This window comes from Asticcacaulis aquihabitans (assembly GCF_032490435.1).
Lineage (GTDB): Bacteria > Pseudomonadota > Alphaproteobacteria > Caulobacterales > Caulobacteraceae > Asticcacaulis.
Window position 1 is genome coordinate 694,453 of the sequence record NZ_JAVGWM010000003.1, and the last position, 25,335, is coordinate 719,787.

Genomic DNA, 25,335 nt, shown 5'->3' on the forward strand with positions numbered 1-25,335 from the left:
TCAAAATGCGTATCATGATCTGAAATCGATTACAATCCCGCTTGCCAACTTCATGACCGCATGAAATACATGACACAAAAGCGCGGCAAATCGCGCAGGGAGCGAACAGGGGCGGAGCATGGCACAAACTGCCGTTGCCGATATTGATGTCATCATCGTGGGTTCCGGCGCGGGCGGCGCCATGTCGGCCTATGTCCTGACACGCGCCGGGATTCGCTGCCTCATGCTCGAAGCCGGGCGCGATTATGATCCCGGGCAGGAGGTCAACATGTTTGGCACCGACCAGGACGCGCCCCTGCGCGGTGTGGGGACGCCGGACAAGCCTTTCGGCTATTATGACGCCACGATCGATGGCGGCTGGGAGGTGCCAGGCGAACCCTACACCCAGGCGACAGGCCAGGATTTCAAATGGTGGCGGTCGCGTATGTTGGGCGGGAGGACCAATCATTGGGCGCGTCATGTGCCGCGTTTTGGCCCATATGATTTCAAGGGATTTTCACGAGATGGCCAGGGCGTCGATTGGCCGATCGACTACGATACGGTCGCGCCCTTCTATGACCGAGTCGAGCAGTTGATTGGGGTGTGCGGCGGGCCGCTCGGTCTCGAAAATCATCCGGATTCGCCGCCTGAAATCCTTCACCAGCCACCCAAACCACGCGTGCCGGAATTGCTGATCGCGGCAGCGGCGAAGTCGCTGGGTATTCCCTGCGTTGGGACGCACACGGCCGTGCTGACGCGCGACATGCCAGACGATGCCGCGCCGCGCAGCGCCTGTTATAATGCGACGGACTGCGGGCGCGGGTGTAATATCGGTGCAGCCTTCCAGACGACAACCTCCCTATTGCCCATGGCCAAGGCGACGGGACGGCTAAAGGTCGTCACGGACGCTATGGTGTCGCGTGTTGTCCTGTCCAATGAGCGCAAGGCGGATGGCGTCGAATATGTTGATCGCAAAACGGGACAACGCCATATCGTGCGTGCCCGGGCGGTCATACTCGCGGCCTCGGCGTGCGAAACCGCGCGCCTGCTGCTCAATTCGAAAACGGCGGCTCAGCCGAACGGACTGGCCAACGGGTCCGGCCAGGTCGGTCGTAATCTGACCGACACGACGGGCGCGCACATAGAAGCCGTCATTCCCGGTTTGGCCGGCCGCCCCTACTACAACGAATTCGGCATCAATTTCGCCCACATGTACATTCCGTGGTGGTTGTACAAGGCACAGCAGGCGGGTCAGCTCGACTTCCCGCGCGGCTATCATTTCGAAATCGGTGGCCGGTTTGGCGCGCCCGGCATGGGCCAGGAAATCTGGAGCCTGCCACGCCTGTACGGCAGCGATCTCAAACGGGCTGTCCGAAATGTGAAGGGTACGACCCTGCACCTCAGCCTGCGCGGGGAAATGGTGCGCAATGATGGCTGCTACGCCGAAATCGATCCGGCAGTGACCGACCGTTTCGGCATTCCGGTTCTGAAATTCCATTGGCAATGGACCCAGGCCGAATATAACCAGATCGCCCATGGCCAGCGCACGGCACGGGCGATATTCAGCCGCCTTGGCGGCATTGTTACCCAGCCTGACGAGTCCCCTGAAGCGGCGATCAAGGCGGGCGGCGAGATTATCCACGAAGCCGGCGTGGCGCGCATGGGCGCCGATCCACGCACCTCTGTGACCGATCAATGGCACCGGACCTGGGAGGTGCCCAATCTGCGCCTTCATGACGGCTCGGTCTTCGCCTCAAATCCGCATAAGAACCTGACGCTGACCATCATGGCGCTGGCGATGAGGTCCAGCGAGCATCTGGCGGCAGAACTCAAGACGGGAGGCCTGGCATGATTTCGCGTCGCGACAGTCTGAGATGGATGATGGCGGCCAGCGCGTCGGGCCTGCTGGCCGATGCGGCGTTCGCCCAGGTGCCCGCCAATCTTGAGCCCAGCGGAGCCAGCCTAGCACAGGTGTCCCCTTGGCCTGTGGTGACGCTGGCGCCGATTACCGGACCCGGCTATGGCACTGATCCGGACACAATGAACCCGACCGCGCCATGGCCGCTGACCCTGGCGCCAGCGCACAGGCGGCTCATCAACACGCTGGGTGACTGGTTGTTGCCGGCCGACGATGTGTCCAGAGGCGCGGGCGAATGCGATATCGCGGCCTTCTTCGATGAATGGATCAGCGCACCTTACCCGGATCAGCAAAAGGACCGGCCACAGCTTCTGTCGCTTATGCTGTGGCTCGATGCCCAAAGCCGGCTGAGCGGCGCAACGGATTTCGTGTCATCGTCGCGCATTGATCAGCAGCATCTTATCGAGGCGGTTCTGGCCTACGGCAACGTCCCGAAGGCGGCGGGCGACGCCTTCGGCTGGTTCCGGGTGATGACGATCTTCGGCTATTATTCGATGCCGGACAATCTGGCGGCGGCCGGAATGGCGCCTGAAAATCCCATCATAGGAGACTATCCTGGCCCGAGCGATGAGGCCATGGCGCACCTGAATGCCCTGCTGACCTCGTTGCAACTGGAACCCTACGCTTAAGGCTTGGGGGGTGCCGTGCTGTCGCGTATGATAAGCTTGTGATCGAGCGTTATATTGATCCGTTCGGTCACGCCGTTTTCGATTATACCGATCAGCAACTCCACGGTTCGGGCGCCGATTTCGCGCATCGGCTGGCGAATGGTGGTAAGCGTCGGCGCGCCGAACTGCGCCAGGCGGACATCGTCGAATCCGACGACGGATACATCACCGGGACAATTCAGTCCCGCCTGACGCAAGGCATGCAGAGCGCCAAACGCCATATCGTCCGAAAAACAGAATATGGCCGTAGGGCGCGTCGCCAGCCCGGCCAACCGTGCCGCCAGTTCGACGCCGGATTCGATCGAATAGTCGCCGGTCACAATGGTCAGGTCTGAGGCCCGCCCATGGGTTCGCGCGCTGTCATTGACGCCTTGCAAACGGTCGCGGCTGATTGGGCTGCGCAAATCGCCGGTGATGATGCCGATACGGCGATGCCCAAGCGCGTAAAGGTAATCCATGGCTTCGCGGGCGGCGCCGGCATTGTCGATATGGACGCTGGACACGGCCAAGTCGGCGCTGAATTCGCAGCCATTGACCACCGGGGCGGCGGCGCCTTTGCGGGCGATGAGGTCGTTCAACGACGCGGGCAGGGTATGGCCCAGGAAAATCATGCCGTCGGCTTCCTTACGGCGGAGCAGCCCGGCATAGGCCTCTTCGCTGTCCGGGGTGGAGCCGACGTCGCCGAGCAGGACCGTATAGCCGGCAACTTGGGCCGCCTCTTCGACGCCGCGAATGATGTTGGCGAAGAACGGATTGGCGATGTCCGGTACGGTGACGATGATGCGGGACGTCTTCAACGTTCGCAGCGACTTAGCCATCTGGTTGGGTTCGTAGCCCAGTTGCTCAATGGCCCCCACAACCTTTTCCAGCACAGGCGGGGAGACGTGCGCATAGCCATTGAGCACGCGCGAAACCGTCGCGGTCGATACGCCCGCCAGTTTCGCGACATCCTGAATGGTTGACATGGCCTGTCCTGAAAAGAATCTATCACCTTGTCATTAATGCGATATCACGTATCGTTCCAGCGGAAACGCCGATTTTGACCTCGGTTGCCGACGGCGAACTTAGGTGTTAGGCCTCATTTTGTCTGAGTAAAAAGCCAAAAAGGCGCTTCCAGAGAAACAGGGCGGTAGGGTGGACTCCTGTGCAGGTTCGCCGCTAATCACATCAAAGAGGTCATCGTCGGGCGGCGTCCGCGTGGTTGCCGTGGACTGTGATTATTGAGGGTAGGCGTGTGAGCGGCATCGCGATTAAGAACGTCAGCAAGGCCTACGGCCCGGTTTCGGTGCTCGAAGACATTTCATTGACTGTCGAACCGAACGAATGCGTTGCATTCTTGGGGCCTTCGGGCTGCGGAAAATCGACCCTTCTGCGCATGATCGCCGGGCTTGAGGATGTCGATGCCGGTGAGATCCACATTGGGGATCGTCGCGTCGATACCCTGGCGCCTGGTGCGCGCGGCGTCGCCATGGTCTTCCAGCACTATGCCCTCTATCCGCATATGACCGTTGCCGACAATATGGCGTTCGGCCTTAAGAACATAGGCGTGGACAAGGTCGAAATCGTCCGCCGTATCGATGAGGCCGCCCGCATCCTGGAGCTGTCCGACTATCTAGACCGAAAGCCGGAGGAGTTGTCCGGCGGCCAGAAGCAGCGCGTTGCCATTGGCCGCGCTATCGTTAAAAATCCGGACCTGTTCCTGTTCGATGAACCCTTGTCGAATCTCGACGCGGCCTTACGCATGCGCACCCGGCTGGAACTGGCGCAATTGCGCCGCCGGCTAAAGGCCACCATGATCCTTGTGACGCACGATCAGGTCGAGGCCATGACTCTGGCCGACCGCATCGTGGTGGTGAATGACCGGCGCATTCAGCAGGTCGGCACGCCGATGGACGTCTATGCACGGCCGGCCAACATCTTTGTCGCAGGTTTTGTCGGCTCGCCGCCGATGAATATTCTCAAGACCGAAATCGGCGAATCCGGCGGTTTCGTCGTCGCGCGTCTGGGCGGCCGGGCGGTCGCGACGCGCGTAGGCGCCTCCGGGTTACCGCAATCGACGCATTGGCGCGTCGGCTTACGTCCGGAAACCGTAGCCGTCGTGGCACCCGGGGCGGGTGATCTGGATGCGCAGGTCGAATTTGTCGAACGGCTGGGTGAGCGCACCCTGGTCTACACGAAGCTGGCCGATGGGACGCCAATGACCGCCGAAGACGCGGGTATCAGCAAGGTCCGCATGGGCGATACGGTCGGTCTAAACATCGATGCTGGCACCGCCCACATTTTCGATGGTAACGGCACAGCTTATCACACGGACGCCACGGAATGATTGCTAACCGCAAAAAGACGCGGTGGTCCAACGCCCTATTCGTGGCACCGTTCCTGGCCGTCTATGTCTGCCTGCTGGTCTATCCCTTGTTGGCGGGCATGGGGCTCAGCCTGTTCAAGGCAGACCTGTTCGGGGGTGGCGAATTTGTCGGGCTGGAAAATTTCAGCCGCCTGCTGCGCGACGCCGTTTTCCGGCAAAGCGTCGCCAATACCTTTTATTTCGTGCTGCTTACCGTGCCGCCCCTGACCGTTGTCCCGCTGTTCCTGGCGCTTCTGCTTAATCGCACAACACGGGTCGCGGCCTTTTTTCGCGGCGTTTTCTTTTCGTCTTCGGTGCTGTCCGTGACCATTGTCACCCTGATCTGGCGCATGATCCTCATGGCCGATGGCGGGCTGGTGGCGAACATCCGCGCCCTGTTCGGCGCTGGCGCCATTCCTTTCCTCAGCGATCCGCGCCTCGTGATGATATCTATGGCGATTATCACCGTCTGGTGGTGCCTCGGCCTGCCGATGATGCTATATCTGTCAGCGCTTCAGCAGGTCCCAAAGGACATCTATGAAGCCGCTGCGCTCGATAATGCCTCGTGGTTTCGCACTTTGTGGTCGATCACCCTGCCGAGTGTCAGCCGCACGGTCATCTTGGTCGCCATCTTCCAGTGCGTCCTGCAATTCCAGCTGTTCGGACAGCCGCAACTGATCACCCAGGGCGGCCCGAATGGTGCTTCCCGGTCGATCGTGCTGTTTATTTTCGAGATCGGTTTCCGCCGTTGGGATATCGGTTATGCCGCTGCCGCGTCACAGATTCTCTTCGCCATCATCCTCATCGCCACGGTGGCGCAGTATCTGGTGACGCGCCAGCGTGCGACACTCAAGGCCACGAAGGGAGCGACATCATGACTCCCGTCGCGTCGAAACCTATCGGCGACGCCGGCGCGCTGGCGCTTCTGGTCGTGCTCGGCTTTATCATGCTGAGTCCGCTGATGTGGACTTTGCTGTTGTCACTGAAATCGAACGGGGATTTGCTGCATTCGACGGCGAACGCCTTTCACGGTCCCTACACCCTGGAAAATTATCAAGCGATCGTGCGCAATTCCGGCGTCTTCCGTTGGCTGATGAATTCGGTGATCGTGTCCGGCCTGACGACGATTGGGGTGCTGATCCTGTCGTCCCTGGCGGGATACGGTTTTGCCCGCCTCGATTTCCCCGGGCGCGACAAGTTGTTCCTTTTCGTGCTGTTCGGGCTGGCCATTCCCGAGCAGGCGGTGATCATTACTCGTCATCAGCTATTCACAGCCCTGCACCTGCACAACTCCTATCCCGGCCTTATCCTGCCCGGGCTGGCGGCCCCTTTCGGGGTGTTCCTGATGACACAGTATTTCCGTGCCATTCCCAAGGAACTCGATGAGGCGGCCATGCTCGACAATGCGTCGCGCCTGAAAGTTTTCTGGAAGGTCCTGTTGCCGCTCACCATACCGGCTCAGGCGACGCTCGGCATCTTCACCTTCCTGGCGTCCTGGAACGACTATTGGTGGCCGCTGATTTCGGCGACGCGGCCCGACATGTTCACCCTGACAGTTGGTCTATCTGCGTCGCAGATTAACTTTGCCCAGACCTCGGGACTCGGCTACCTGATGACCCAGGCGGTTTTCGCCGCAGTGCCCATCCTGATCGTCTACATCATTTTCCAGAAGTATATTGTTCGCGCGGTATCGGGAGCGGCGATCCGATGAAGATGCGCGTCCTGACCGTTTTTATCCTGCTCGCGCTGACCGCCTGTCACGCCAGGGACGATCGCACCCATATCACCGTTCAGCGCATATTCGGCGAGTGTCGCGCCAATGTCCCGCACGGTCAGGCGCCGATTGCCAATCCCGATGGCGAATGCGAAGTGGTGACTGGCCTACTGGATGCTTTTGAAAAGGAAAATCCCGATATCCTTTTATCGGTCAATATCGCACCCTGGCCCGGCTATGACCAGTTGTCGGCACAGTATGCCGCCGGTGATCCCCCCGATATTGTCGTCATGCACATGTCGACCCTGCCGGATTTTGCCTCTCGCCACCTGATCGAGCCGCTCGATGCCGATTTCAAGGCCATCGGGCTGGACGTCGGCAACTTTACGCCGGCGGCGCGCAACGGTGTGACCATCAATGGGCAGGTCTATGGCATGCCCTTCGATAACTGGACGCAGCTTTGGCACATCAATATGAACCTGATGACCAGGGCGGGTCTGGTGAAGGACGGAGAACCGATCCTGCCACATTCGCCGGAGGAGTTGCTGGCCCAGGCGCGGCAATTCAAGGCGCGAACGGGACTACCCTATCTGTTGCAGCCGACGGATAATGAACGTGCCGCCCTTACGCTCGACCTGTACACCTATCTGCTCGACCAGAAGGCTGTCTTCTTCACCGATCCGCGCCATATTCACATCGATACGCCGCAGGCACATCGCGTGGTGGATCTGTTCCGTCAAATCTACGCCGAGGGCCTGATGGCGCCGGGCCAGGACTATCCCGCTGCGATGGCCGGCTTCCTGAACGGGCAGGGCGGTATCTGTCTGGTGGGAACCTGGATGATCGGCACCTTCAATGCCGAAGCCAATACACCGGGGCGGCCGCTTTATCATGGCTATACGGTCAAACCCTATCCCATGTTATACGGCAGCACCGATCAGATCGCCTATGTCGACGGTCACGCCTGGGTCATGCCCAGGCGAGAGCGCACACCCGCCCAGCGCGCGGCGGTTTTCAGGCTGATGAAGTTCTTGCAGATGCATGACTTTGACTGGTCGCGGACTGGACACCTGACGACCCAGGCCGATGTCGCCGCCAGCGCCAAGTATCTGAATTTGCCGCACCGGAGCGAGATTGTCACCCTGGCGCGCACAGGCGAAACCCTGCCTCCCGGCATCGAGCGTCAGTTCGCGGTGCGGGACATAATCGGCGATGAATTGGCTTCGGCCATTACCGGTCACAAGACGGTGGACCGTGCATTGAAGGATGCTGAAAATCGCGTCAACGATCTCCTTTTCCACGTTCTCTAAAAGACACATCCGCTATGACCCGCCGTCAGGTCTTCAAGGCTTAGGTCTAGGTTTAGGCTTGAGCCTCGAACTCAAGGCGCTTCGCGCGTCTTCCATGATCTGGCGCACCACGGTGCGAGTCAGGCCATCGCTGCGCATCATCAGATGCACCATGGGGTCAGCCAGCAATTCGTCCAGTGTAGGTTCCGGAATTAGCGTCATCGGTCGGCTTTCAAAATAGGATTGATGCCGACGCAATGTAGTGCTAATGAGAATTATTCGCAAATAATTCCTGTGAGCCTGATATGTCTGATGTCGCACCGATCGATATACGCACCCTCAGCTATGCGGAACATTTTATCACCTGGGTCCTGCGAACCGCCGTCGCCTGTGCACCGGAATGCCGTATGATCCACCGCGAATTCTGTCATGCCTTTGGCCGCCGCAACGCGGAGGGCGCTCAGGCATTCGAGGGCGTGTTATTGGCCCTGGCAAAGGGGGAACGGCCGATTACCTTGGCGCGGCCGGGTCATATTCATCTGACGCGTGATGAAACCAGCCTGATGGCGTTGTTCGCGGCGGCCCAGGCGCGTGACGAAGCCCGCTTTTGTGCCCATGCGCGCTGGGTATTGGGCCATGACCGGACGGCGGCGTTGTATGATGCGGCGGTCTGCCTGACGGGCTTGCTGTACGGCAACGGCCACGTATTTCGCACGCTGCCGCCGGAGCAGGCCATGGTTATTGACGTCCAGGCCCGACGATTACATGTCGTTTAGCGCGTTTGACGGGTCTCGATGTGGTTCGGCGGGCGTATCCTAAGAACCAATGCCCTGGAATTCGGGAATGATCACGAATTGCTGCAATATTCGTTAATGTTGTTACAATTCTGGGCTATTGCCCTCTTGAAATTTGCTGCGCTGCGTCATAAATTGCTCTTGTTCGGTGCCTTCCTGGCGCTGATGCCCTTCCTGGGCGTTTCCTCCCTGTAAACTGGCCGCGCCGTAGAGCGCGGCTTTTTTTTGCCCAAAATGCCGGGAACATTTCTTATTTTTTATTTATATTCGTCACCTTAATCATCAGGTATCGGTCAATCTGAGGAGGCTGCCCTGTCTGTTTTCGTTTGTTGGGATGCGCCACATGCCGCCTGACGGCGCGTCGGCCTACGAATTTGCCTCCCACGAACGGCCCACCCTGCCCGGGTCGCCCTATTCGCCGGCGCATCCGACTGCCCGGCGTTTTGGATATGCCGCGATCGCCGTCATCATGGCCATGGCGGCTTCCCTCAGCAACGCCGCTATAAGCGTCAACGGTCCGTCTCTTGCCGGTGCGCTCGGCGTCACCCAGGTGGATATTTCCTGGCTGACTGTCGTATATGTCGCCTTCAATGCCTCCTCGAACCTGCTGATTATCAAGGCGCGAATGCGTTTCGGCGTTCAGCCGGTCATCCACGTTCTCTTGGCCCCCTATATCGCTCTGGTTTTTGTGCAACTGTTCTGGCCGACCTTTACCATGGCGGTCATTTCCCGCGCCGCGGCCGGATTTCTGGCGGCCGGTCTGTCCACCCTGACCATCTACAACCTCCTTCAAGCCTTTCCAGCAAAGATACGGCCGTTGGCCCTGATCATCGCCGTCGGCTTGCCGCAACTGGCCACGCCGCTTGCGCGCCTTATGCCGGTCGAAGCGCTTGGTCTCGACGGCATGAGGACCATACATCTGATGGAACTGGGATTGGCCTTCCTGGCGCTGGCGGCGTCAAACCTGTTGCCCTTGCCCCCGACGGATAAGGTCAAATCGTTCGAACCGCTCGACATGTTGACCATGGTCCTGTTTCTGCCGGCTATGTTGCTCCTGTCTGCCGTCCTTACGCTTGGGCGTTATCTGTGGTGGACTGATACGCCCTGGCTGGGCTGGGCGCTGGTGGCGACGGTTATCCTGTTCGTCGGCGTGATCCTGACTGAGCACCTGCGTCGCAACCCATTGCTGCAACTACGCTGGATCGGCAGTCTGGACATCTTCCGGTTTTGCATGGTGGCGATGCTGGTTCGGCTGGCCCTAACCGAGCAGACGTTCGGGTCCATCGGCTTGCTGACGATTGGTGGGCTCAACAATGACCAGCTGCACGGTCTGTTCTTCATCGTCCTTATTGCCATGGTCGCTGGTACCGTGGCCAGCGCGGTCCTGCTCAAGCCCAACCGGATTCCGTATCTGGTTATGTCAGCGGCGTTGATTATCGCGCTGGGGGCGTGGCTCGACAGCTTCGCCTCCTCCCTGACCCGGCCACCGCAACTCTACCTCTCGCAGGCATTGCTGGCGTTCGGATCAACCTTCTTCATCGGACCGGCTCTGTTATACGGCTTTGGCAAGGTCATCCGCCAGGGTGGCGGCTTCATCGTCAGCTTTTCCGTCATTTTCAACCTGTCGCAGAATATTGGCGGCCTGGCTGGGGCGGCATTGCTCGGCAGCTACCAGGTCATGCAGACGCGTGCCCACGCCTTATCGCTCGACAGCCATCTGCTGGCCAGTGACCCCCAGGTCATGGCGCGCATTGCCGGTGGCATCACCTCACTCAATGGCATCGTGACACGCGAAGCCAATATCGCCGCCTTTAACGATGTGTCGCGACTGGTCATGGTGCTGGCCATCCTGACCGCTGCCTACATTGGCTACGCTATCATTTTCAACCGCGTGACCGGCCGCACCGGCGCCGGACAGCCCGCTTCCTGAGATATTTCATCATGTTCCATATGCAGAAAGCCCATGCATGAGTGATCAGACGCCCGCCCCGGCGGCCGCCGAAACGCCGCCCCCTTCTGACGATACCGCAACGCCGCGCCCAATGTGGCAGCCGCCGCAGCGCGCGACACTCTTCACCATCGTACTCCTCGCCCTGGGGATTGCCGGCGTCTTCCTAATCCTGTGGGCGTGGCATCTGCCGCCGTTCAGCAGCGGTAGTGAAGTGACTCAGAATGCCTATGTGCGGGGGCGGACCGTCATCATCGCGCCGCAGGTCAGCGGCTATGTCACCGAGGTGCTTGTCAAAGATTACGAGACGGTGCAGCCGGGGCAGATTCTGGCGCGAATCGACGACCGCATTTACGAGCAGCGTGTCGCGGCGGCGCGGGCCAACCTAGCGGCTGCCGAAGCCAGCCTGGCCAATTCAGCCCAGGCGCGGGCGTCACGGGGCGCAGCGTTGCAAAGCCAGGCGGCGGCCATCGCTGCCGCTCAGGCGCAATTGCTGCGGGCCCAGGCCGACATGCGCCGCGTCGATGAACTGGTTAGCGATGGATCGGTGTCGATACGCGAGCGCGATTCGACCCTGGCCGCTCTGCGTGCGGCAGAGGCGCAAGTTCGTCAGGCCCAGGCCGCAGGCGAAATCGGCCAGCAGGATGTGCGAACCGTTGAGGTCGGCCGTGGCGGCCTGGAAGCGCAGGTCGAGGCCGCGCGAGCGCAAGTGCAACTGGCTGAGATCGATCTGGGCAATACGCTGATCCGCGCACCGGAAGGCGGGCAACTCGGCGAAATCGGCGTGCGCAAGGGCCAATATGTGACGAACGGCACGCAACTGCTCGGATTGGTTCCGCCTGACCGCTGGGTCATCGCCAATTTCAAGGAGGCCCAGACGGCGCGCATGGCTATAGGTCAGCCAGTGACTATGACGGTCGATGCTTTGGGCGGCAGCCGATTGACCGGGCATATCGAACGCCTGTCACCGGCGGCGGGCTCGGAATTTGCCGCGATCCGTCCCGACAACGGCACCGGCAACTTCGTCAAGATTCCGCAGCGCATCGGCGTCCGCATCCGTATCGACCCCAATCAGGATCTGGCGCGTCGCCTGCGGCCCGGCATGTCGGTGGAGGCGCGTGTCAATACGCGCGCCATGCCATGAATCGCCATATCTTTGGGTGTGTGGCTATCGGCCTGGTGGCCGTGACGGTGGGTGGTTGTGCCGGACCGCGTCAGGTCGCGCCCGTTGCCGCATCGCTGACCCCACCGGCGCACTGGCGCGGGCAGGCTGGGGAGGGGATGCTTTCGCCCGATTGGTGGCGAGGCTTCAACGATCCGGTTCTGGACAGGTTGGTCGAAACGGCTCTTGCCAACAATACGGACATTGCCATAGCAGCGGCACGGGTCGAAGAGGCGCGCGCCCAGTTCCGCATCAGCGAAGGCGCGCTTTTGCCGACGGTTGGGGCCAACGCCGGAGGGTCATACGCCCGCGCTCTGAGTGCGGCGACCGGATTGCCGGTGACCCAGACGGCTGGACAGGCCGGGTTGCAGGTCTCTTACGAGGTTGATCTGTTCGGCCGTCTACGTAATGCCTCCGCGGCCGCCCGCGCGGCGCTTGCGGGTTCCGAGGCCAATCGTGAAGCGGTGCGTTTGAGCGTCGCGGCCGCAACGGCCAGCGGCTATGTCACCCTGCGCGGCCTGGATGCCCGCCTGACCCTGCTCAGGGATACCCTGGCAACACGGGAAAAAGCGCTGGCCTCGGCGCGGCATCGCGCCCAAACCGGCTATAGTCCACGGCTTGAACTGGAGCAGGCGGACGCCGAATATCAGGCAGCGGCCCAGTTGATTCCGGTGACCGAGCTGGCGATCCGTCGTCAGGAAGACGCGCTCAGTCTGCTGTTGGGCGATAACCCGCGGGTGATCGAACGCGGCGCGGCCTTCGATGCTTTGACGCCACCATCCGTGCCGGTATCCCTGCCGTCGCAACTTCTGCGCCGTCGGCCGGATATCGCTCAGGCAGAGGCGCAACTGGCGGCGGCGGACCGGTCGCTGGACGTCGCGCGCGCGGCGTTTCTGCCCGTCTTTAATCTGACGGCATCGGGCGGTGTGGTCGGTTCCGATCTTCTGCCCCGCAACTACGATGTGTTTTCGCTCGGCGGCAGCGTCCTCCAGCCACTTTTCCAAGGCGGCCGCCTGACCGCCAATGCCGATGCGGCAGCGTCAAGGCGCGATCAGGCCGCCTTCGCCTACCGCAAAACGGCGCTCAATGCCTTTCGTGAAGTCGAGGACGGTTTGGCGGCGGTGGATGGGCTAGGTCAACAGGAGGCCGTGCTGGTCCGGCAACGCGATGCATTGGCGCAGACCTACAGCATGGCGCAAAAACGCTTTGGCGCCGGCTATTCACCTTACCTGGAGCAGATCGATGCCCAGCGTGCCCTGTTGCAAACCGAGCTGCTGCTAATCCAGGCCCGCTCAGACCGTCTCAATGCCACCATTACCCTGTATCAGGCATTAGGCGGCGGGTATCAGAACTGAAACCGCGTCCGCAGGGACACCGAGGTGTTGGTATAGCTGGGCATCTGTTCGTATTGCGCTTCCAGGGCGAAGTAGCTGTAGGGATTTTCCGTTGAAATGCGGAAACCAGCTACCGGCCCGCCGCCCTGGATATGGCCGCCACTGAGGGTGAAACTGTCGCCGCCGACAAAATTGGCGATGGTTTCGGGGAGATCGGCGGATATGTTCTGCTTGTATCCGGCCCAGATCTCGGGCTTCAGGAAGGCGCCATTATAGCTGACATTGACCAGGGCCGTGGAACTCAGCAGATGGCCGCTGCGTTTGGCGATGTCGAGATCGAAATAGTCACCGCCGCCGCTTTCCGAGTGGGAATTTTCGTTGAGCTGATAGTAATCGATCAGGGCCTGGGGCGTTATGCCCAGCTTGCCGAACCGAATATCGTAAGACGTTCCCGCACCCGCGCTCAGGGAATAGCCGTTCCACTTGGCCTTGGCGGTGTGGCTAACCGTGCTGGCGACCAGAGTGCGTGTACTGTCGAACTGGGTATAGCCCGCGCCGGCATGGGTCCACGCCTTAAGGGCGCCGGTCTTGATCCGCCAATAGGCGCCGATGGTCAGGTCGGAACTGCTCATGATATCATCGCCAACCGAGAAGGTATCGCGGGGGGACGAGCCGGTGAGCGACAGATAGGTGCCGATCATCTGATTGCCGTAGACCTGATGTTCGCGGCCACCGGCGAAGCTGAAGGCCGTCGATTTGAAACCGGCGGTTTCGCCATACTGGCGGTTGGTCGAGTAACCATATTCCTGCAACCAGTATTGGCCGCCATTATTGTCCGGGATGAAGGTCAGGTTGCTGAGCGAGCGGTTGATAGCGGCGGCGCCGAGCGACAGGGTGATGATATTTTCCCCGGAGTAGTCGGGCAGATATTGGTTATAAATCTGGTCGAAGCCCGTTTTCGTGGTCTGGGACAAAAGCGCTGACTGGGCGCCCGAGTCCTGAGCGACAACGGCCAGAACCGGTGACATGGCGGCGTATTGGTTGTCCGAATAGCCCGCTTCCGCCTGGGTCTTCACGCGGAAGTTGGCATAGAGGACGGTGTTGTTGTTATTCAGCACCAGATCGGCATGATACAGATAGGGGATATAGCCTTCGAGCGTAGCTCCGGACAGGGTGCCGAGACTGATGCTCGACCCCGTCATGACGGTGAAGGCCGTCGGTGTGTTCAGCAATTTGTCGAGCGTCAGGTACAGCTTGGCGCCATCGTCGAATACCGCCGTGCCTGAATTGGTGAGTATTGGCGAGGTCGGGGCATTGACAGACAGGGTCAGGGCCAGACTGGCGTCGCCACCGACATGCAGGCTGGACAACTTGGCTGAACTGCCCGCCAGCAGCCCCGCGCTGGAACCGCTGTCGACATTCATGGCGATCTCGCCGGCGGAGGTCAGTTTGCCGAGGAACGTCGCCTTGTCGGTCAAACTGAAACTGCCCGTGCCTGCTCCGAAGTCGATATTACCGTAGATGTAGCCGCCGGACGACGAGATGTGGTCGTCGCCCGATCCGAGCAGGATATTGCCGTAGATATAGGGCGCGGCGATGGTGTCGTCGTCCGGCGCGGGATCCGTTTGGGTGAGGGTCAGGCCGACCGTATTATTGTGGGCATCTATGGCTATGGCGGTGCCGGTAATCGCTTCGGTCGTGCCATCGCCGTTATTGTCGGTCGCGGTGATCGTGGCGCTGATCTTGCCGGCATTGGTGATCGTGGTCAGGGTGTTGGAATTGTCGACGATTGCCGTGGCATTCGCCGTGGACCCCGTTGTCGTCGCATAAATTCCGGCGCTTTCGCCAACGGTTACCGTGGGCAGGCTGGCGCCGGATGCGATCGACAAGGCGGTGGCGGTGGTGCCGTCTCCCGCTGTAGAATAGGTTGTGACGTTGTTGGTCGTTGTCGATGTTGTAGCGGTGCTGGTGGCAGCGGTGACCGTGCCAGTGATGTCCAGACGCGGCGTCGTGGTTCCCGACAATAGCGACAAAGCGGTGCTGTTGGCCCCGTAGCCACTGGCGTAAACTGTACCTTTAATGCCGAAGCCGTTGGCGATATTGACGCCATAGCCGGTGCCGCCAATACGGATGGCGGTTGCGTCAACGCCGGAATAGATGCCGTACGCGGAGACGGACCCGCGGATCAGCAAGCCGTAATTGACGGTTGGCGGGCTGATGGCCGTGCTGGCGAAAGTCAGGCCGCCGATGGAGATGTCGCCGCTGGACGAGCCTATGCTGAGTGCCGGTGCGCTGCCGTACTGCGTCAGCGAGGCGGTGGTCTGGGTGGAATCGACCTGGCCGTTGCCGTCTTCGTCCGTATTGCTGTCGACCGTGTCGGTGACGGTGGAACTGAACAGGATGCCGTTGGCGACGCTGCCCTCGATACTGACGAGGGGGCCGGACTGGAGCAGGTTAAGCGATGGCGTCAGGGCCTCCAGCGCCGTTTGTGACAACGAGGAGGTGGAGGAATATCCCGTGCCGGAATAGGTGCCGTCAATGATCAAGGAACCGCCGACGGGGCCTTTTAGCGTAATAGCCGAGCTGTCCGCGCCCAAAACACTGACCGAGCCGGACAGGTAGACATTGCCGGTCGCACCCTTGTCCAGCGCGATTCCGGTCGATTGATCGCCGATCAGGGTCATGGGGGCGTCATAGGTGAAGGCCCCGTCGATCAGGTTTTCGAAGCGGATGCCGTAGGACTGGTTGCCCTCGACGTCGAAGGAGGCCGCGCTGGTGACGTCTATGTCGCCCTTGAACGGAGACGTCCCAATCGAATGCAGACCATAGCGCGCCGTGCCTTCCGCCCAGGGGGCATCAACTATGCCATCGCCGGTCGTGTCCGAGGCGGTGTAATTGTCGGTAACGGTAATGGCGCCGGTAAGGGTAAGGTCGGCCGTGCGGTTCGGGACGTCGGTAATCAATATGCCGGTCGAATTTGAATCGGACCCGGACATGGCGATCTTGCCCTCGAAATCCAGTTTGTTGTTGCTGTCCACCGTTATCGCCGTGCCGCTGGTCAGGGTAATAGTGCCGTCCGACGTCACTGTCGTGTCGCCCGACGTGCTTGTGGACAGGGGCGTGGTGGTGGCGCTTGAGACGGTTGTGTCGGCGAATGCGCTTCCGCTCATGACGATACCGATGGCCGTGGCGGTGAAAAGGGCGTGTTTGCGCATGAAGGGGTTCCGGATTGATGTGCGCGGACCATGAAAAATCACGTAGGCCCTATTAAGTCGCGCAAACGTCACCGCTGACATCTCACGACAAACTTGAAAGAATTGACGCGTGGCCGGTGTCCAAAACAGCGGTTCGGCAAATTGGTCCGAAGGCGGAAATTTGGGCTTTTCCAGGGGTGTTTTTTCAGTAGCGACAACGCCTTGACAGGGGCAATAACGAGGACTATGGAGCCGATTGTGCACATACCTCGCTCTGGGCCTCGATCCGGCCTAGATCCGGTATGCGGACAATTTCAACGGAACCTCAAACCCATGCCCAGCGACAGTAGTCGATCTAATTCGCCGCAACGGACGACCTGTCTGGCTTAAGGTTTCTTAGGCTTGCCTGAGTTGGCCGATGCGGCCTCAAAATCTCAAGGTGAGCCATGGTCTTCTTTTTCGAAGATGCCAAAGGCGCCCGCCCGCTTGTGCGTATGCTGCGCAGAGGCGGCGGACTGCCATGGGCCGATTTCGCGGCCTTCATCCTTTTGGCCGGACTGACCGTCATGGTCATCCACGGCACGGAACAAATGGACGCGCCGCTGGCGCAATTACATACAAATCCCGTCACCCTCGACGCGGCGCGGCTGCCGGAATATGCCCTGCGTACGACTCTTCGCATGTTCGCGGCGCTTGCCGCTTCCTTGGTGTTCACCTTTTCGGTCGCGACCCTGGCCGCCAAGAGCCGGAAGGCCGAACTGATTATCGTGCCGGCGCTCGATATTTTGCAATCGGTTCCGGTGCTCGGATTCTTAAGCTTCACAGTGACCATGTTCATGGGCTGGTTTCCGTTCAGCCAGCTTGGTGTCGAATGTGCGGCCATTTTCGCCATCTTTACCAGCCAAGCCTGGAACATGGCGTTCAGCTTCTATCAAAGCCTGCGTACCCTTCCGGCGGACCTTGATGAAGTTACGCGCCAGTTCGGCTTTTCGCCCTGGCGGCGCTTCGTCCGCCTGGAACTGCCCTATGCCATTCCAGGCCTGATATGGAACATGATGATGTCGATGTCCGGCGGCTGGTTCTTTGTCGTCGCCTCCGAAGCCATAACGGTTGGCAATACCACCGTCACCCTGCCGGGCATCGGGTCGTGGCTGTCTTTGGCCATTGCGCGCGAAGACTTCAAAAGCGTCGGGCTGGGCGTGCTGGCCATGGGCGTGGTGATCGTGCTCTATGATCAGCTTGTCTTTCGACCCATCGTGGCCTGGGCGGACAAGTTCCGTTTCGAGCAGACGGCCTCTCAGGCCGCGCCGAAATCCTGGGTGCATGACCTCATCCGTCGGACACGGTTTCTGCGGACCGGGATCGATGTCGTGCTTTGGCCGTTGCGCAAGCTTGCCGCCCTTGAGTGGTCGAGGCTCCCGTCCGTGCCGCGGGTGCGTGTCACGCTCAGCCCGAAGACAGATCGCGCGCTTGACGCTGTCTGGATCGCTGTGGTTCTGGTCGCCTGTGCCTTTGCCCTCTGGCAGTTGATCGGCTTCATCGCCCGGCACCTGACCTGGAGCGATGTCGTGACGACCTTCGGTCTTGGGATGGTGACTCTGGTGCGGGTGGTCGTTCTGATTGCGCTGGCGACGCTCATCTGGGTGCCGATAGGGGTGTGGATCGGCTTGCGTCCCGCCTGGTCGCAACGCCTTCAGCCGATCGCCCAGTTCCTGGCCGCCTTTCCGGCGAATGTGCTGTTTCCTTTTGCTGTCATGGCCATTGTGGCCTTCCGGCTGGATCCGAATATCTGGTTGTCGCCGCTGATGATTTTGGGGACGCAATGGTACATTCTGTTTAACGTTATCGCCGGCGCCAGCGCCATTCCCGGCGACATGAAAGAGGTTGCGGGTATCTTTGGTATTCGGAACTGGCAATGGTGGCGTCAGATCGTCATACCCGCCATCTTCCCTTACTATGTGACCGGCGCCCTTACGGCATCCGGCGGATGCTGGAATGCCAGCATCGTCGCCGAGGTCGTGACCTGGGGCAACCGCCACCTGGAAGCGGCCGGGCTTGGGGCCTTTATCGCCAATGCCACCAGCGCGGGCGATTACCCTCGCGTGGCGCTCGGCATCGCCGTGATGAGCCTGTTCGTTATCGCCTTCAATCGCTCCGTCTGGCGTCCGATGTATGCCTTTGCCGAGCGTCGCCTTCGTATCAATTAGTCGCGTTGAGGAGCCTCCCCATGGCTATTGTTAAATCTCTTCCCCGTACGAACAGCCCGCTGGTCGAAGTTCGCAATGTGCGTCACGTTTACGGTAAGACCGGCGCTTCCGGGCTCCTGGTCCTGGACAATGTCGATCTGACCTTGCAGGACAATGAAATCGTCGGCCTGCTTGGTCGGTCCGGTTCCGGCAAGTCAACCCTGCTGCGATCCATAGCCGGTCTGATCACGCCAACCGAAGGCACGGTGAGCTTTCCCCCCGTTCCCGATTGCGGACCGACAACGGTCAGCATGGTATTCCAGAGCTTTGCCCTGTTTCCCTGGCTGACCGTGCTCGAAAATGTCGAGGTCGGCCTGGAGGCCAAGCGGGTGCCCAAGGAGGAACGGCGTAAGCGCGCTCTGGCGGCCATCGACCTGATCGGGCTCGACGGGTTCGAAAGCGCGTATCCGAAGGAACTCTCCGGTGGTATGCGCCAGCGGGTCGGCCTGGCGCGTGCCTTGGTGGTCGATCCGTCTATCCTGCTGATGGATGAACCATTTTCGGCGCTCGATGTCCTGACCGCCGAAACGCTGCGCACCGACCTGCTCGACCTATGGTACGAAGGCCGTATGCCGATCCGTTCCATCCTGATCGTCACCCACAATATCGAGGAGGCGGTGCTGATGTGTGATCGCATCCTGGTCTTTTCCAGCAATCCCGGCCATGTCGTGGCGGAAATCACCGTCACCCTGCCGCAGCCGCGCAATCGCCAGTCGCCCGCTTTCCGCGCCTTGGTGGAGGACATCTATGCCCGCATGACCCAGCGTGCCACGCCGGATCAGCCGCGTGAAGGACTGTTCCCGGGCATGGGTATCGGCATGGCTTTGCCGCGCACCTCGACCAACACCTTGGCCGGGTTGATGGAGGCCATTTCGGCGGATCCTTACAATGGCAAGGCCGACCTGCCTGAATTGGCCAGCGCGCTGCATTACGAAGCCGACGAACTGTTTCCGATTGCCGAAGTGCTCCAACTGATGCGTTTTGCCGAATTGGAAGGCGGCGATCTGAAGCTGTTGCCGGCCGGAAAGCGTTATGTCGATTCCGATGTTGACCAGCGTAAAACCCTGTTCGCCAAGCACCTGCTCAACTATGTGCCCCTGGCGGCGCATATTCGTCGTGTGCTTGACGACCGTCCGAGCCGCAAGGCGCCGGCGCGGCGTTTCCGGGATGAACTGGAAGACCTGATGTCGGAAGACTATGCCGACAAGACGCTGAAGACCGTCATCCAGTGGGGGCGATATGCCGAAGCCTTCGCCTATGACGAAAGCGCTGATCAATTCAGCCTGGAAAATCCGGAATAGAGCAGCCGTGGGGTGATCAGAGCCAGCGCAGCCGTCTGAACCGCGTATACAAAATGGCACAAATGGCGACGATCACCCCCAGCACAACGAAATAGCCATACGGGGCTTTCAGTTCTGGCATGTACTCGAAATTCATGCCGTAAATACCGGCGATGGCGGTGGGCACGGCCAGGATTGCAGCCCAGGCCGCCAGTTGCCGGGTAATGACGCCGGTGCGTTGTTGTTCCAGCAGGTTGCTGAATTCGAAGACGGAGGTCAGCACTTCGCGCAGATCGTCGACCATGGTCTGAACGCGTCGGACGTGGTCGAGCACATCGTTGAAATAGGGCTTTGCCTCATCGTCGATGCACGGCAGGTTGATACGTACCAGCTTGTTCGCGACTTCGCTCATCGGCACCAATACGCGCTGGAAGCGGATGAGTTCGCGGCGAAGGGTAAAGATACGGGTGATCTCCTCACGGCCGAGGAAATTATCGACCGTGTGCTGTTCCATAGCCAGCACTTCTTCTTCGATCGCCTCGACGATCGGCAGATAGCCGTCGACAATGAAATCCAGGACGGCGTGGAGGATGTAGTCGACGCCATGGGTCAGCAAGGTCGGAGCGGCTTCAAGGTCCTTGCGCAGGGTGGTATGGGCGCGCGACGAACTGTTCCGTACACTGATTATATGGCTGTGGCCGAGGAATACGGAGGTTTCACCGTACTCTATCTGCCCGTCTTCGAGGTGAGCCGTCCGCGCCACCACGAATAACTGGTCGCCGTAGATGTCCACCTTGGGAAGCTGATCGCCATTCAGGGCATCTTCGATCGCCAGTGGGTGCAGGTCATAGGTGGCCTTAAGGACGGCCATTTCGTCTTCCGTCGGGTCGGCGATACCGATCCAGACAAATTCCGATTTGTCATTGGCACAGTCGACTTTTTCGTTGATGGCGATTTCGCGGACCCGCTGGCCGTTGCGGTACAGGTAGGCGGCTACGACGGTCATTTGGCCTCAGTCGAAAAAGGGCGACGTCAAGACGGACGTCGCGTCGGCGCTTCTTATGCGCCAATTTACGAGATTGGGCACGCATAATTTATGCCTTGATGGCGATCCGGTCCGGTTCTATTCGCCGGAGCTGAGATGAGGGAACGAAGGTGAGGACACCATGACGATACTGGTTACCGGAAGCGCGGGGCATTTGGGCGAAGCCATTGTCCGCACCCTGCGCGCCAGGGGCGAAGCCGTTCGCGGTCTGGACCTGAACCCGTCGGATTTCACGGATATTACCGGATCAATTACCGACCGGGCGTGTGTCCGCGAAAGTATGGCGGGTGTCCGGGCTGTCATCCATACGGCGACCCTACACAAACCGCATGTGGCGACCCATGATCGACAGGCGTTCGTGGATACGAATGTCACGGGCACGCTGGTCTTGCTGGAAGGCGCAGTTGCCGCCGGTGTGCAGGCCTTCGTCTTTACCAGTACGACGAGCGCGTTCGGCGCGGCCCTGACACCGGATGAAGGTGAGCCGGCAGCGTGGATTACGGAAGAGGTAACGCCTGTTCCCAAGAATATTTATGGCGCCACAAAGTTGTCGGCGGAGCTTCTGTGTGAGCTGTTCGCCCGTACGCATCGGTTGTCTACGGTGGTCCTTAGAACGTCTCGCTTCTTTCCCGAAGCCGATGACGATGCAATGGCGCGGACAGCCTATTTGACCGCCAATATGCAGGCGAACGAGCTGCTCCATCGCCGGCTGGATGTGGAAGATGCTGTTCAGGCACACCTGCTGGCGGTGGAGCGGGCGGCCACGATCGGTTTTGGCCGCTATATCGTGTCGGCCACCACGCCGTTCGACGTAGGCGATTTGGCGGCTTTGCGCACCGACGCGCGCTCTGTGGTACGTCGCCTGTTTCCGGACTATGAGGCGCTTTTCACCCGGCAAGGCTGGCAGATGGTGGACAGCATCGACCGTGTGTACGTCAATGCACGTGCCCGCGCGGCATTGGGGTGGCAACCGAAATACGATTTTCGCCATGTGCTGACTTGCCTGTCGCACGACGCGGATTTCCGCAGCCCCTTGATGCGCGCAATCGGGCAGAAAGGGTATCACGCCGAACGGTTCGATGGTGCCCCCTATCCCGTGGCGCCTTAGTACCAGAATCCAGAGGTTGGCACGCCATTACTGGGAATTCATTGCGGTGTTCATTTCATATCCTAGTGAACTCGTGTATCTAGATGCCTTGTGTTATCAGTGCGTCCAATTTAACGATTGGATCGTCGTTTTGTAAAATTATGAAATTAAATCAATTATATAAAGCGGAAAAGTTTTCCGTAGCGCCCATGATGGACTGGACGGATCGGCATTGTCGGGCCTTTCACCGCACATTGTCGCGTCATGCTTTGCTCTATACGGAAATGGTGACGACCAAGGCGGTCATTCATGGCGATCGCGAACGCTTGCTTGGCTATTCTCCGGTCGAGCATCCGGTGGCTTTGCAACTTGGCGGGTCCGATCCGGATGAATTGGCGCAATGCGCCCGGATCGCCGAAGAGTGGGGATATGACGAGGTCAATCTGAATTGCGGCTGTCCGTCCGACCGGGTGCAGTCCGGGGCGTTCGGCGCCTGTCTGATGCGGGAGCCGCAACTTGTCGCCGATTGCATGCGCGCCATGATCGAAGCCACTCGCCTGCCGGTCACCGTAAAGTGCCGTATCGGTGTCGACGATCAGGAGCCACGTGACAGCTTGTTCGCCATGGTCGAGGCATGTCAGGCCGCCGGTGTTACCTCTTTTGCCGTCCATGCCCGCAAGGCATGGCTGAAAGGCCTGTCACCGAAGGAAAACCGGGACGTACCGCCGCTCGATTACGGCCTGGTCTACGATCTGAAACGGGCGCATCCGGATCTGACTATTGTGTTGAATGGCGGTATTGGCTCGCTGGAAGCGGCGCAGGCGCATCTGGCACATGTCGACGGCGTCATGCTGGGGCGTGTCGCCTATCATGAACCGGCGTTGCTGGGTCAGGTGGACCGTTTGTTTTTCGGCGGTGAGACAGATGTCGGGCCGTTCGAGGCACTTGAGGCCTATCGTCCCTATATGGCGGCGCAACTGGCGGCGGGAACGCCCCTTAGCCACATGACAAGGCATATGTTGGGCGTGATGCACGGCTTGCCCGGCGCGCGCGCTTTCCGGCGCATACTGACGGTCGATTCTATTGGTCCGGGCGCCGGGATGGACGTGCTTGACCGTGCAATCCTGGCGGTGCGTGACGCCCAGGCGGCGGTGGAAACGCGTCGTGAAGCCTATGATTTATCTAGGGATGCAGGATAAGCGACGACCGGGTGGCTTCGATTCGTGACAGGCGCCCAAGGTAGCTCATGCCGAGTAGGGAGGTCGTCAGTCCGTCCTTGATGACCATGGCTTCGACATTGTGGACCGTGCTTTGGCCTATACCCACGGTCGTCAGATTAATTGTGGCTGCCATTGTCTTGCCGTTGGCCGTAGAGACCTCCCTATCATAGACCAGGCTGCTGCCGCCAAAGCCCAGGCGCTGGGCGTCGGCCGGCGTCAGGGCGACGACAGTCGCTCCGGTATCGACCAGAAGACGTACGGCACGGGAATTGACTGTGGCGTTAGCCCAGAAGTGTCCATCGCTGGACTTCGGAATAGCCGTTGCGTGTGTGTCGGTCGTCGTCGAGGCAATGTCAGCGGAAGGTGTGGGGGCTGAGAGGGTCTGAGCAGACTCCAGATGCGGCGAAGACTCGTCCAGGGACAATATACCCGTTCCGACCAGGACAGCGCAGAAAACGGCACTGCCGAGAACGATGACTGACTTTAGCATATGACATACTCCGTGGACCTCCGGCGGGTGATCGCCGGCTGGACTCTTTTTGAGCCTGACATCATCCTAACCGAATAGGGTTGCTTTAAAATGAATCCGGAGTGAGAAATTTTCTTGTCAAAAATCATAAATTTACGCAACCGAACGACATAAAAAAATCTTTAAAATCAATGCTATATAGTTTTTATAAAAAATTTTATGATCCGGGTTCGGATTAATTCTTGCATTGCGTAAAAAATGTGGCACATTGTTCTCACGACGCGACGACGACTGAGAGGGTGAGAACCCCTGCGAGCTGCGCCGCGTCTTCTTGTCCGCATTGCATTTGGAAAAGGAGACGCAAACCATGCAAGATCAAGAAAAGAAGCAACACGCCATGACCTCTTTTGCTCTGTTCGGAGGCCTGTTCGGCAGTCCGCGCAGCCGTGAGGAGCGCGCTGTCAGTCGTCCGCAGGATTTCAAACCGATCCCCCGGAAATAGGCCTGTTCCATCGCCAGCGAGTCTGTTGGTGGCGTTGAATATGCGCATATGAAAGACCCTCCGCGACTGGATCGCGGAGGGTCTTTTTATTCCCTGATATCACAAGGATATGTGACCGGGTATGTAGGCACCGATCAGTTTGAGGCGAGCTTGACGCCGGCCTTGGTTTCGGCAGCTGCCATGTTCGGGCTGGACTTGGTCACCTTGGTGGTCGCACCAGAGCCATCCGAATTGAACTTGGCTGACAATTCGACCCAGTACAGGCCGTCAGCCGCGAGGAAGTTGTATTTGTAATCGACTTGGAAGGCGCCAGCGCGGAATTCGCAGCTTTCGATGTTGACCATCTGCTTGCCGGTGACGGCGATCACCTTGGATACGGCGGCCTTGCCGACGCCCGCAGCCAGCATGCCGGCTTGCGACTCCTGATCTTCCGAACAGGGAGCGGCGAAGGCGCTTGCGGCCGACAGGCCCATAATGGCGGCGGCAACGAAAAGGGTTTTCTTGATCATTTGTTTCTCTCCTTGAGTTTCTTCAGGGTAAGGAGAAGATAGCAGGGATAGAAAAATATTCTGTTAAATCAGACGGTAAGGCTTGCTTAAGATCAGTTAACGCCGGCGTGGCTTAACCCTTTGATCGTCACGGGCAAATGTTAACGCAGGCGGTTTCGGCCAAATAAACACAAAAAAGCGCGGAAAGAAATTTCCGCGCTCTTCGTTTTTAGTTCGAGGCGAGCTTGACGCCGGCCTTGGCAGATGCCGCCGCCAGGTTCGGGCTCATGCCGCCGATTTTGACATCGGCCTTGCCGCCCACGACCTTGGCCGTGCCAGTGATCCAGTAAAGGCCATCGGCGCCGATGACATTGAACTTGAAGTCGGCGCTCATATTGCTGCCGGCGACTTCGCAGGTTTCCAGGTTGACCATCTGCTTCGACTGGCTAGGGACGACGGCCGATATCTTGGCGCCGGCGGCAGCGGCGATGGCCTTGCCAACGACAGTTTCCTGGCCTTCATCGCATTCGGCGAAGGCTTGGCTGGAAACGACGGCGAAGGAGAGGGCGAGGGCGCCAGCCAGCAGGCGGGCTTTCGGAGAGGTGTGCATTTTGCAGACTTTCACTCAAAGAGTTACGCAGAAGGGTGTGTCGC

General features: G+C 59.8%; 22 protein-coding genes. 15 read left to right on the forward strand and 7 right to left on the reverse strand.

All coding sequences use genetic code 11. The annotated features are described in order from the left end of the window. Positions 1-118 precede the first annotated feature (118 nt). Both RCJ00_RS13875 and RCJ00_RS13880 read left to right on the forward strand, forming a co-directional pair. Positions 119-1,831 carry a GMC family oxidoreductase gene (locus RCJ00_RS13875; protein WP_316222646.1) on the forward strand — a complete coding sequence of 571 codons (1,713 nt, stop codon included), beginning with the start codon at positions 119-121 and terminating at the stop codon, positions 1,829-1,831. Continuing rightward, positions 1,828-2,526 (forward strand): gluconate 2-dehydrogenase subunit 3 family protein, encoded by a 699-nt coding sequence (locus RCJ00_RS13880; protein ID WP_316222648.1) that lies wholly within the window; start codon positions 1,828-1,830, stop codon positions 2,524-2,526. Before RCJ00_RS13875 ends, RCJ00_RS13880 begins: the two co-directional genes overlap by 4 nt. Here the strand turns inward: RCJ00_RS13880 and RCJ00_RS13885 are convergent. After that, positions 2,523-3,530 (reverse strand): LacI family DNA-binding transcriptional regulator, encoded by a 1,008-nt coding sequence (locus RCJ00_RS13885; RefSeq protein WP_316222649.1) that lies wholly within the window; start codon positions 3,528-3,530, stop codon positions 2,523-2,525. The two genes, RCJ00_RS13880 and RCJ00_RS13885, sit on opposite strands and share 4 nt — an antisense overlap. 269 nt (positions 3,531-3,799) lie before the next feature. Between RCJ00_RS13885 and RCJ00_RS13890 the strand changes: the two genes are divergently transcribed. The 4 genes from RCJ00_RS13890 to RCJ00_RS13905 are packed head-to-tail and all read left to right on the forward strand — an operon-like array spanning position 3,800 to position 7,933. Next, positions 3,800-4,891: an ABC transporter ATP-binding protein gene (locus RCJ00_RS13890; protein WP_316222650.1), complete on the forward strand. Its 1,092-nt coding sequence runs from the start codon at positions 3,800-3,802 to the stop codon at positions 4,889-4,891. Continuing rightward, positions 4,888-5,787 (forward strand): carbohydrate ABC transporter permease, encoded by a 900-nt coding sequence (locus RCJ00_RS13895; RefSeq protein WP_316222651.1) that lies wholly within the window; start codon positions 4,888-4,890, stop codon positions 5,785-5,787. Before RCJ00_RS13890 ends, RCJ00_RS13895 begins: the two co-directional genes overlap by 4 nt. Continuing rightward, positions 5,784-6,620: a carbohydrate ABC transporter permease gene (locus RCJ00_RS13900; RefSeq protein WP_316222652.1), complete on the forward strand. Its 837-nt coding sequence runs from the start codon at positions 5,784-5,786 to the stop codon at positions 6,618-6,620. Before RCJ00_RS13895 ends, RCJ00_RS13900 begins: the two co-directional genes overlap by 4 nt. Continuing rightward, a complete protein-coding gene (locus RCJ00_RS13905) occupies positions 6,617-7,933 on the forward strand; it encodes an ABC transporter substrate-binding protein (RefSeq protein WP_316222653.1) in 1,317 nt (438 codons plus the stop codon). The genes RCJ00_RS13900 and RCJ00_RS13905 overlap by 4 nt, the downstream gene beginning before the upstream one ends. Before the next feature lie 33 nt (positions 7,934-7,966). Here the strand turns inward: RCJ00_RS13905 and RCJ00_RS13910 are convergent, their stop codons facing one another. Continuing rightward, a complete protein-coding gene (locus tag RCJ00_RS13910) occupies positions 7,967-8,134 on the reverse strand; it encodes a hypothetical protein (RefSeq protein WP_316222654.1) in 168 nt (55 codons plus the stop codon). 83 nt (positions 8,135-8,217) lie between these two features. On the opposite strand from RCJ00_RS13910, the gene RCJ00_RS13915 reads away from it, so the two are divergent. From RCJ00_RS13915 to RCJ00_RS13930, 4 genes are all read left to right on the forward strand, one after another. After that, complete coding sequence (locus RCJ00_RS13915) at positions 8,218-8,688, forward strand: hypothetical protein (protein WP_316222655.1); 471 nt, start codon at positions 8,218-8,220, stop codon at positions 8,686-8,688. Between the two features lie 361 nt (positions 8,689-9,049). After that, positions 9,050-10,636, forward strand: a complete 1,587-nt coding sequence (locus RCJ00_RS13920; protein ID WP_316222656.1) for an efflux MFS transporter permease — start codon at positions 9,050-9,052, stop codon at positions 10,634-10,636. A 37-nt stretch (positions 10,637-10,673) separates the two neighbouring features. After that, the gene (locus tag RCJ00_RS13925) at positions 10,674-11,798 is read left to right on the forward strand and encodes an HlyD family secretion protein (protein WP_316222657.1); all 1,125 of its coding nucleotides are present in this window, start codon (positions 10,674-10,676) and stop codon (positions 11,796-11,798) included. Then, positions 11,795-13,171, forward strand: a complete 1,377-nt coding sequence (locus RCJ00_RS13930; RefSeq protein WP_316222658.1) for an efflux transporter outer membrane subunit — start codon at positions 11,795-11,797, stop codon at positions 13,169-13,171. The genes RCJ00_RS13925 and RCJ00_RS13930 overlap by 4 nt, the downstream gene beginning before the upstream one ends. Here the strand turns inward: RCJ00_RS13930 and RCJ00_RS13935 are convergent. After that, a complete protein-coding gene (locus RCJ00_RS13935; RefSeq protein WP_316222659.1) occupies positions 13,162-16,365 on the reverse strand; it encodes an autotransporter outer membrane beta-barrel domain-containing protein in 3,204 nt (1,067 codons plus the stop codon). The two genes, RCJ00_RS13930 and RCJ00_RS13935, sit on opposite strands and share 10 nt — an antisense overlap. Positions 16,366-16,790: 425 nt before the next feature. Here RCJ00_RS13935 and RCJ00_RS13940 point away from each other — a divergent pair, with 425 nt between their 5' ends. Both RCJ00_RS13940 and RCJ00_RS13945 read left to right on the forward strand, forming a co-directional pair. Then, positions 16,791-18,551 carry an ABC transporter permease gene (locus RCJ00_RS13940; RefSeq protein WP_316222660.1) on the forward strand — a complete coding sequence of 587 codons (1,761 nt, stop codon included), beginning with the start codon at positions 16,791-16,793 and terminating at the stop codon, positions 18,549-18,551. A gap of 20 nt (positions 18,552-18,571) precedes the next feature. Beyond that, positions 18,572-19,891, forward strand: coding sequence for an ABC transporter ATP-binding protein (locus RCJ00_RS13945; RefSeq protein ID WP_316222661.1), 1,320 nt, complete (start codon positions 18,572-18,574; stop codon positions 19,889-19,891). A 16-nt stretch (positions 19,892-19,907) separates the two neighbouring features. Here RCJ00_RS13945 and corA read toward each other — a convergent pair whose 3' ends face one another. Further along, on the reverse strand, positions 19,908-20,876 hold the full coding sequence (gene corA, locus RCJ00_RS13950; protein WP_316222663.1) for a magnesium/cobalt transporter CorA: 969 nt from the start codon (positions 20,874-20,876) through the stop codon (positions 19,908-19,910). 160 nt (positions 20,877-21,036) lie between these two features. On the opposite strand from corA, the gene RCJ00_RS13955 reads away from it, so the two are divergent. Both RCJ00_RS13955 and dusA read left to right on the forward strand, forming a co-directional pair. Continuing rightward, a complete protein-coding gene (locus tag RCJ00_RS13955) occupies positions 21,037-22,023 on the forward strand; it encodes an NAD-dependent epimerase/dehydratase family protein (protein WP_316222664.1) in 987 nt (328 codons plus the stop codon). Positions 22,024-22,163: 140 nt separating this feature from the next. Then, complete coding sequence (gene dusA, locus RCJ00_RS13960; RefSeq protein WP_316222665.1) at positions 22,164-23,201, forward strand: tRNA dihydrouridine(20/20a) synthase DusA; 1,038 nt, start codon at positions 22,164-22,166, stop codon at positions 23,199-23,201. Here dusA and RCJ00_RS13965 read toward each other — a convergent pair. Next, positions 23,185-23,712, reverse strand: coding sequence for a TIGR02281 family clan AA aspartic protease (locus RCJ00_RS13965; RefSeq protein WP_316222667.1), 528 nt, complete (start codon positions 23,710-23,712; stop codon positions 23,185-23,187). The genes dusA and RCJ00_RS13965 overlap by 17 nt on opposite strands. Positions 23,713-24,058: 346 nt before the next feature. Between RCJ00_RS13965 and RCJ00_RS13970 the strand changes: the two genes are divergently transcribed. After that, positions 24,059-24,193: a hypothetical protein gene (locus RCJ00_RS13970; RefSeq protein ID WP_255346288.1), complete on the forward strand. Its 135-nt coding sequence runs from the start codon at positions 24,059-24,061 to the stop codon at positions 24,191-24,193. A gap of 134 nt (positions 24,194-24,327) precedes the next feature. Here RCJ00_RS13970 and RCJ00_RS13975 read toward each other — a convergent pair whose 3' ends face one another. Beyond that, positions 24,328-24,702, reverse strand: a complete 375-nt coding sequence (locus RCJ00_RS13975; RefSeq protein ID WP_316222671.1) for a hypothetical protein — start codon at positions 24,700-24,702, stop codon at positions 24,328-24,330. A 208-nt stretch (positions 24,703-24,910) separates the two neighbouring features. Next, positions 24,911-25,291, reverse strand: coding sequence for a hypothetical protein (locus tag RCJ00_RS13980; protein ID WP_316222673.1), 381 nt, complete (start codon positions 25,289-25,291; stop codon positions 24,911-24,913). Between the last annotated feature and the right edge of the window lie 44 nt (positions 25,292-25,335).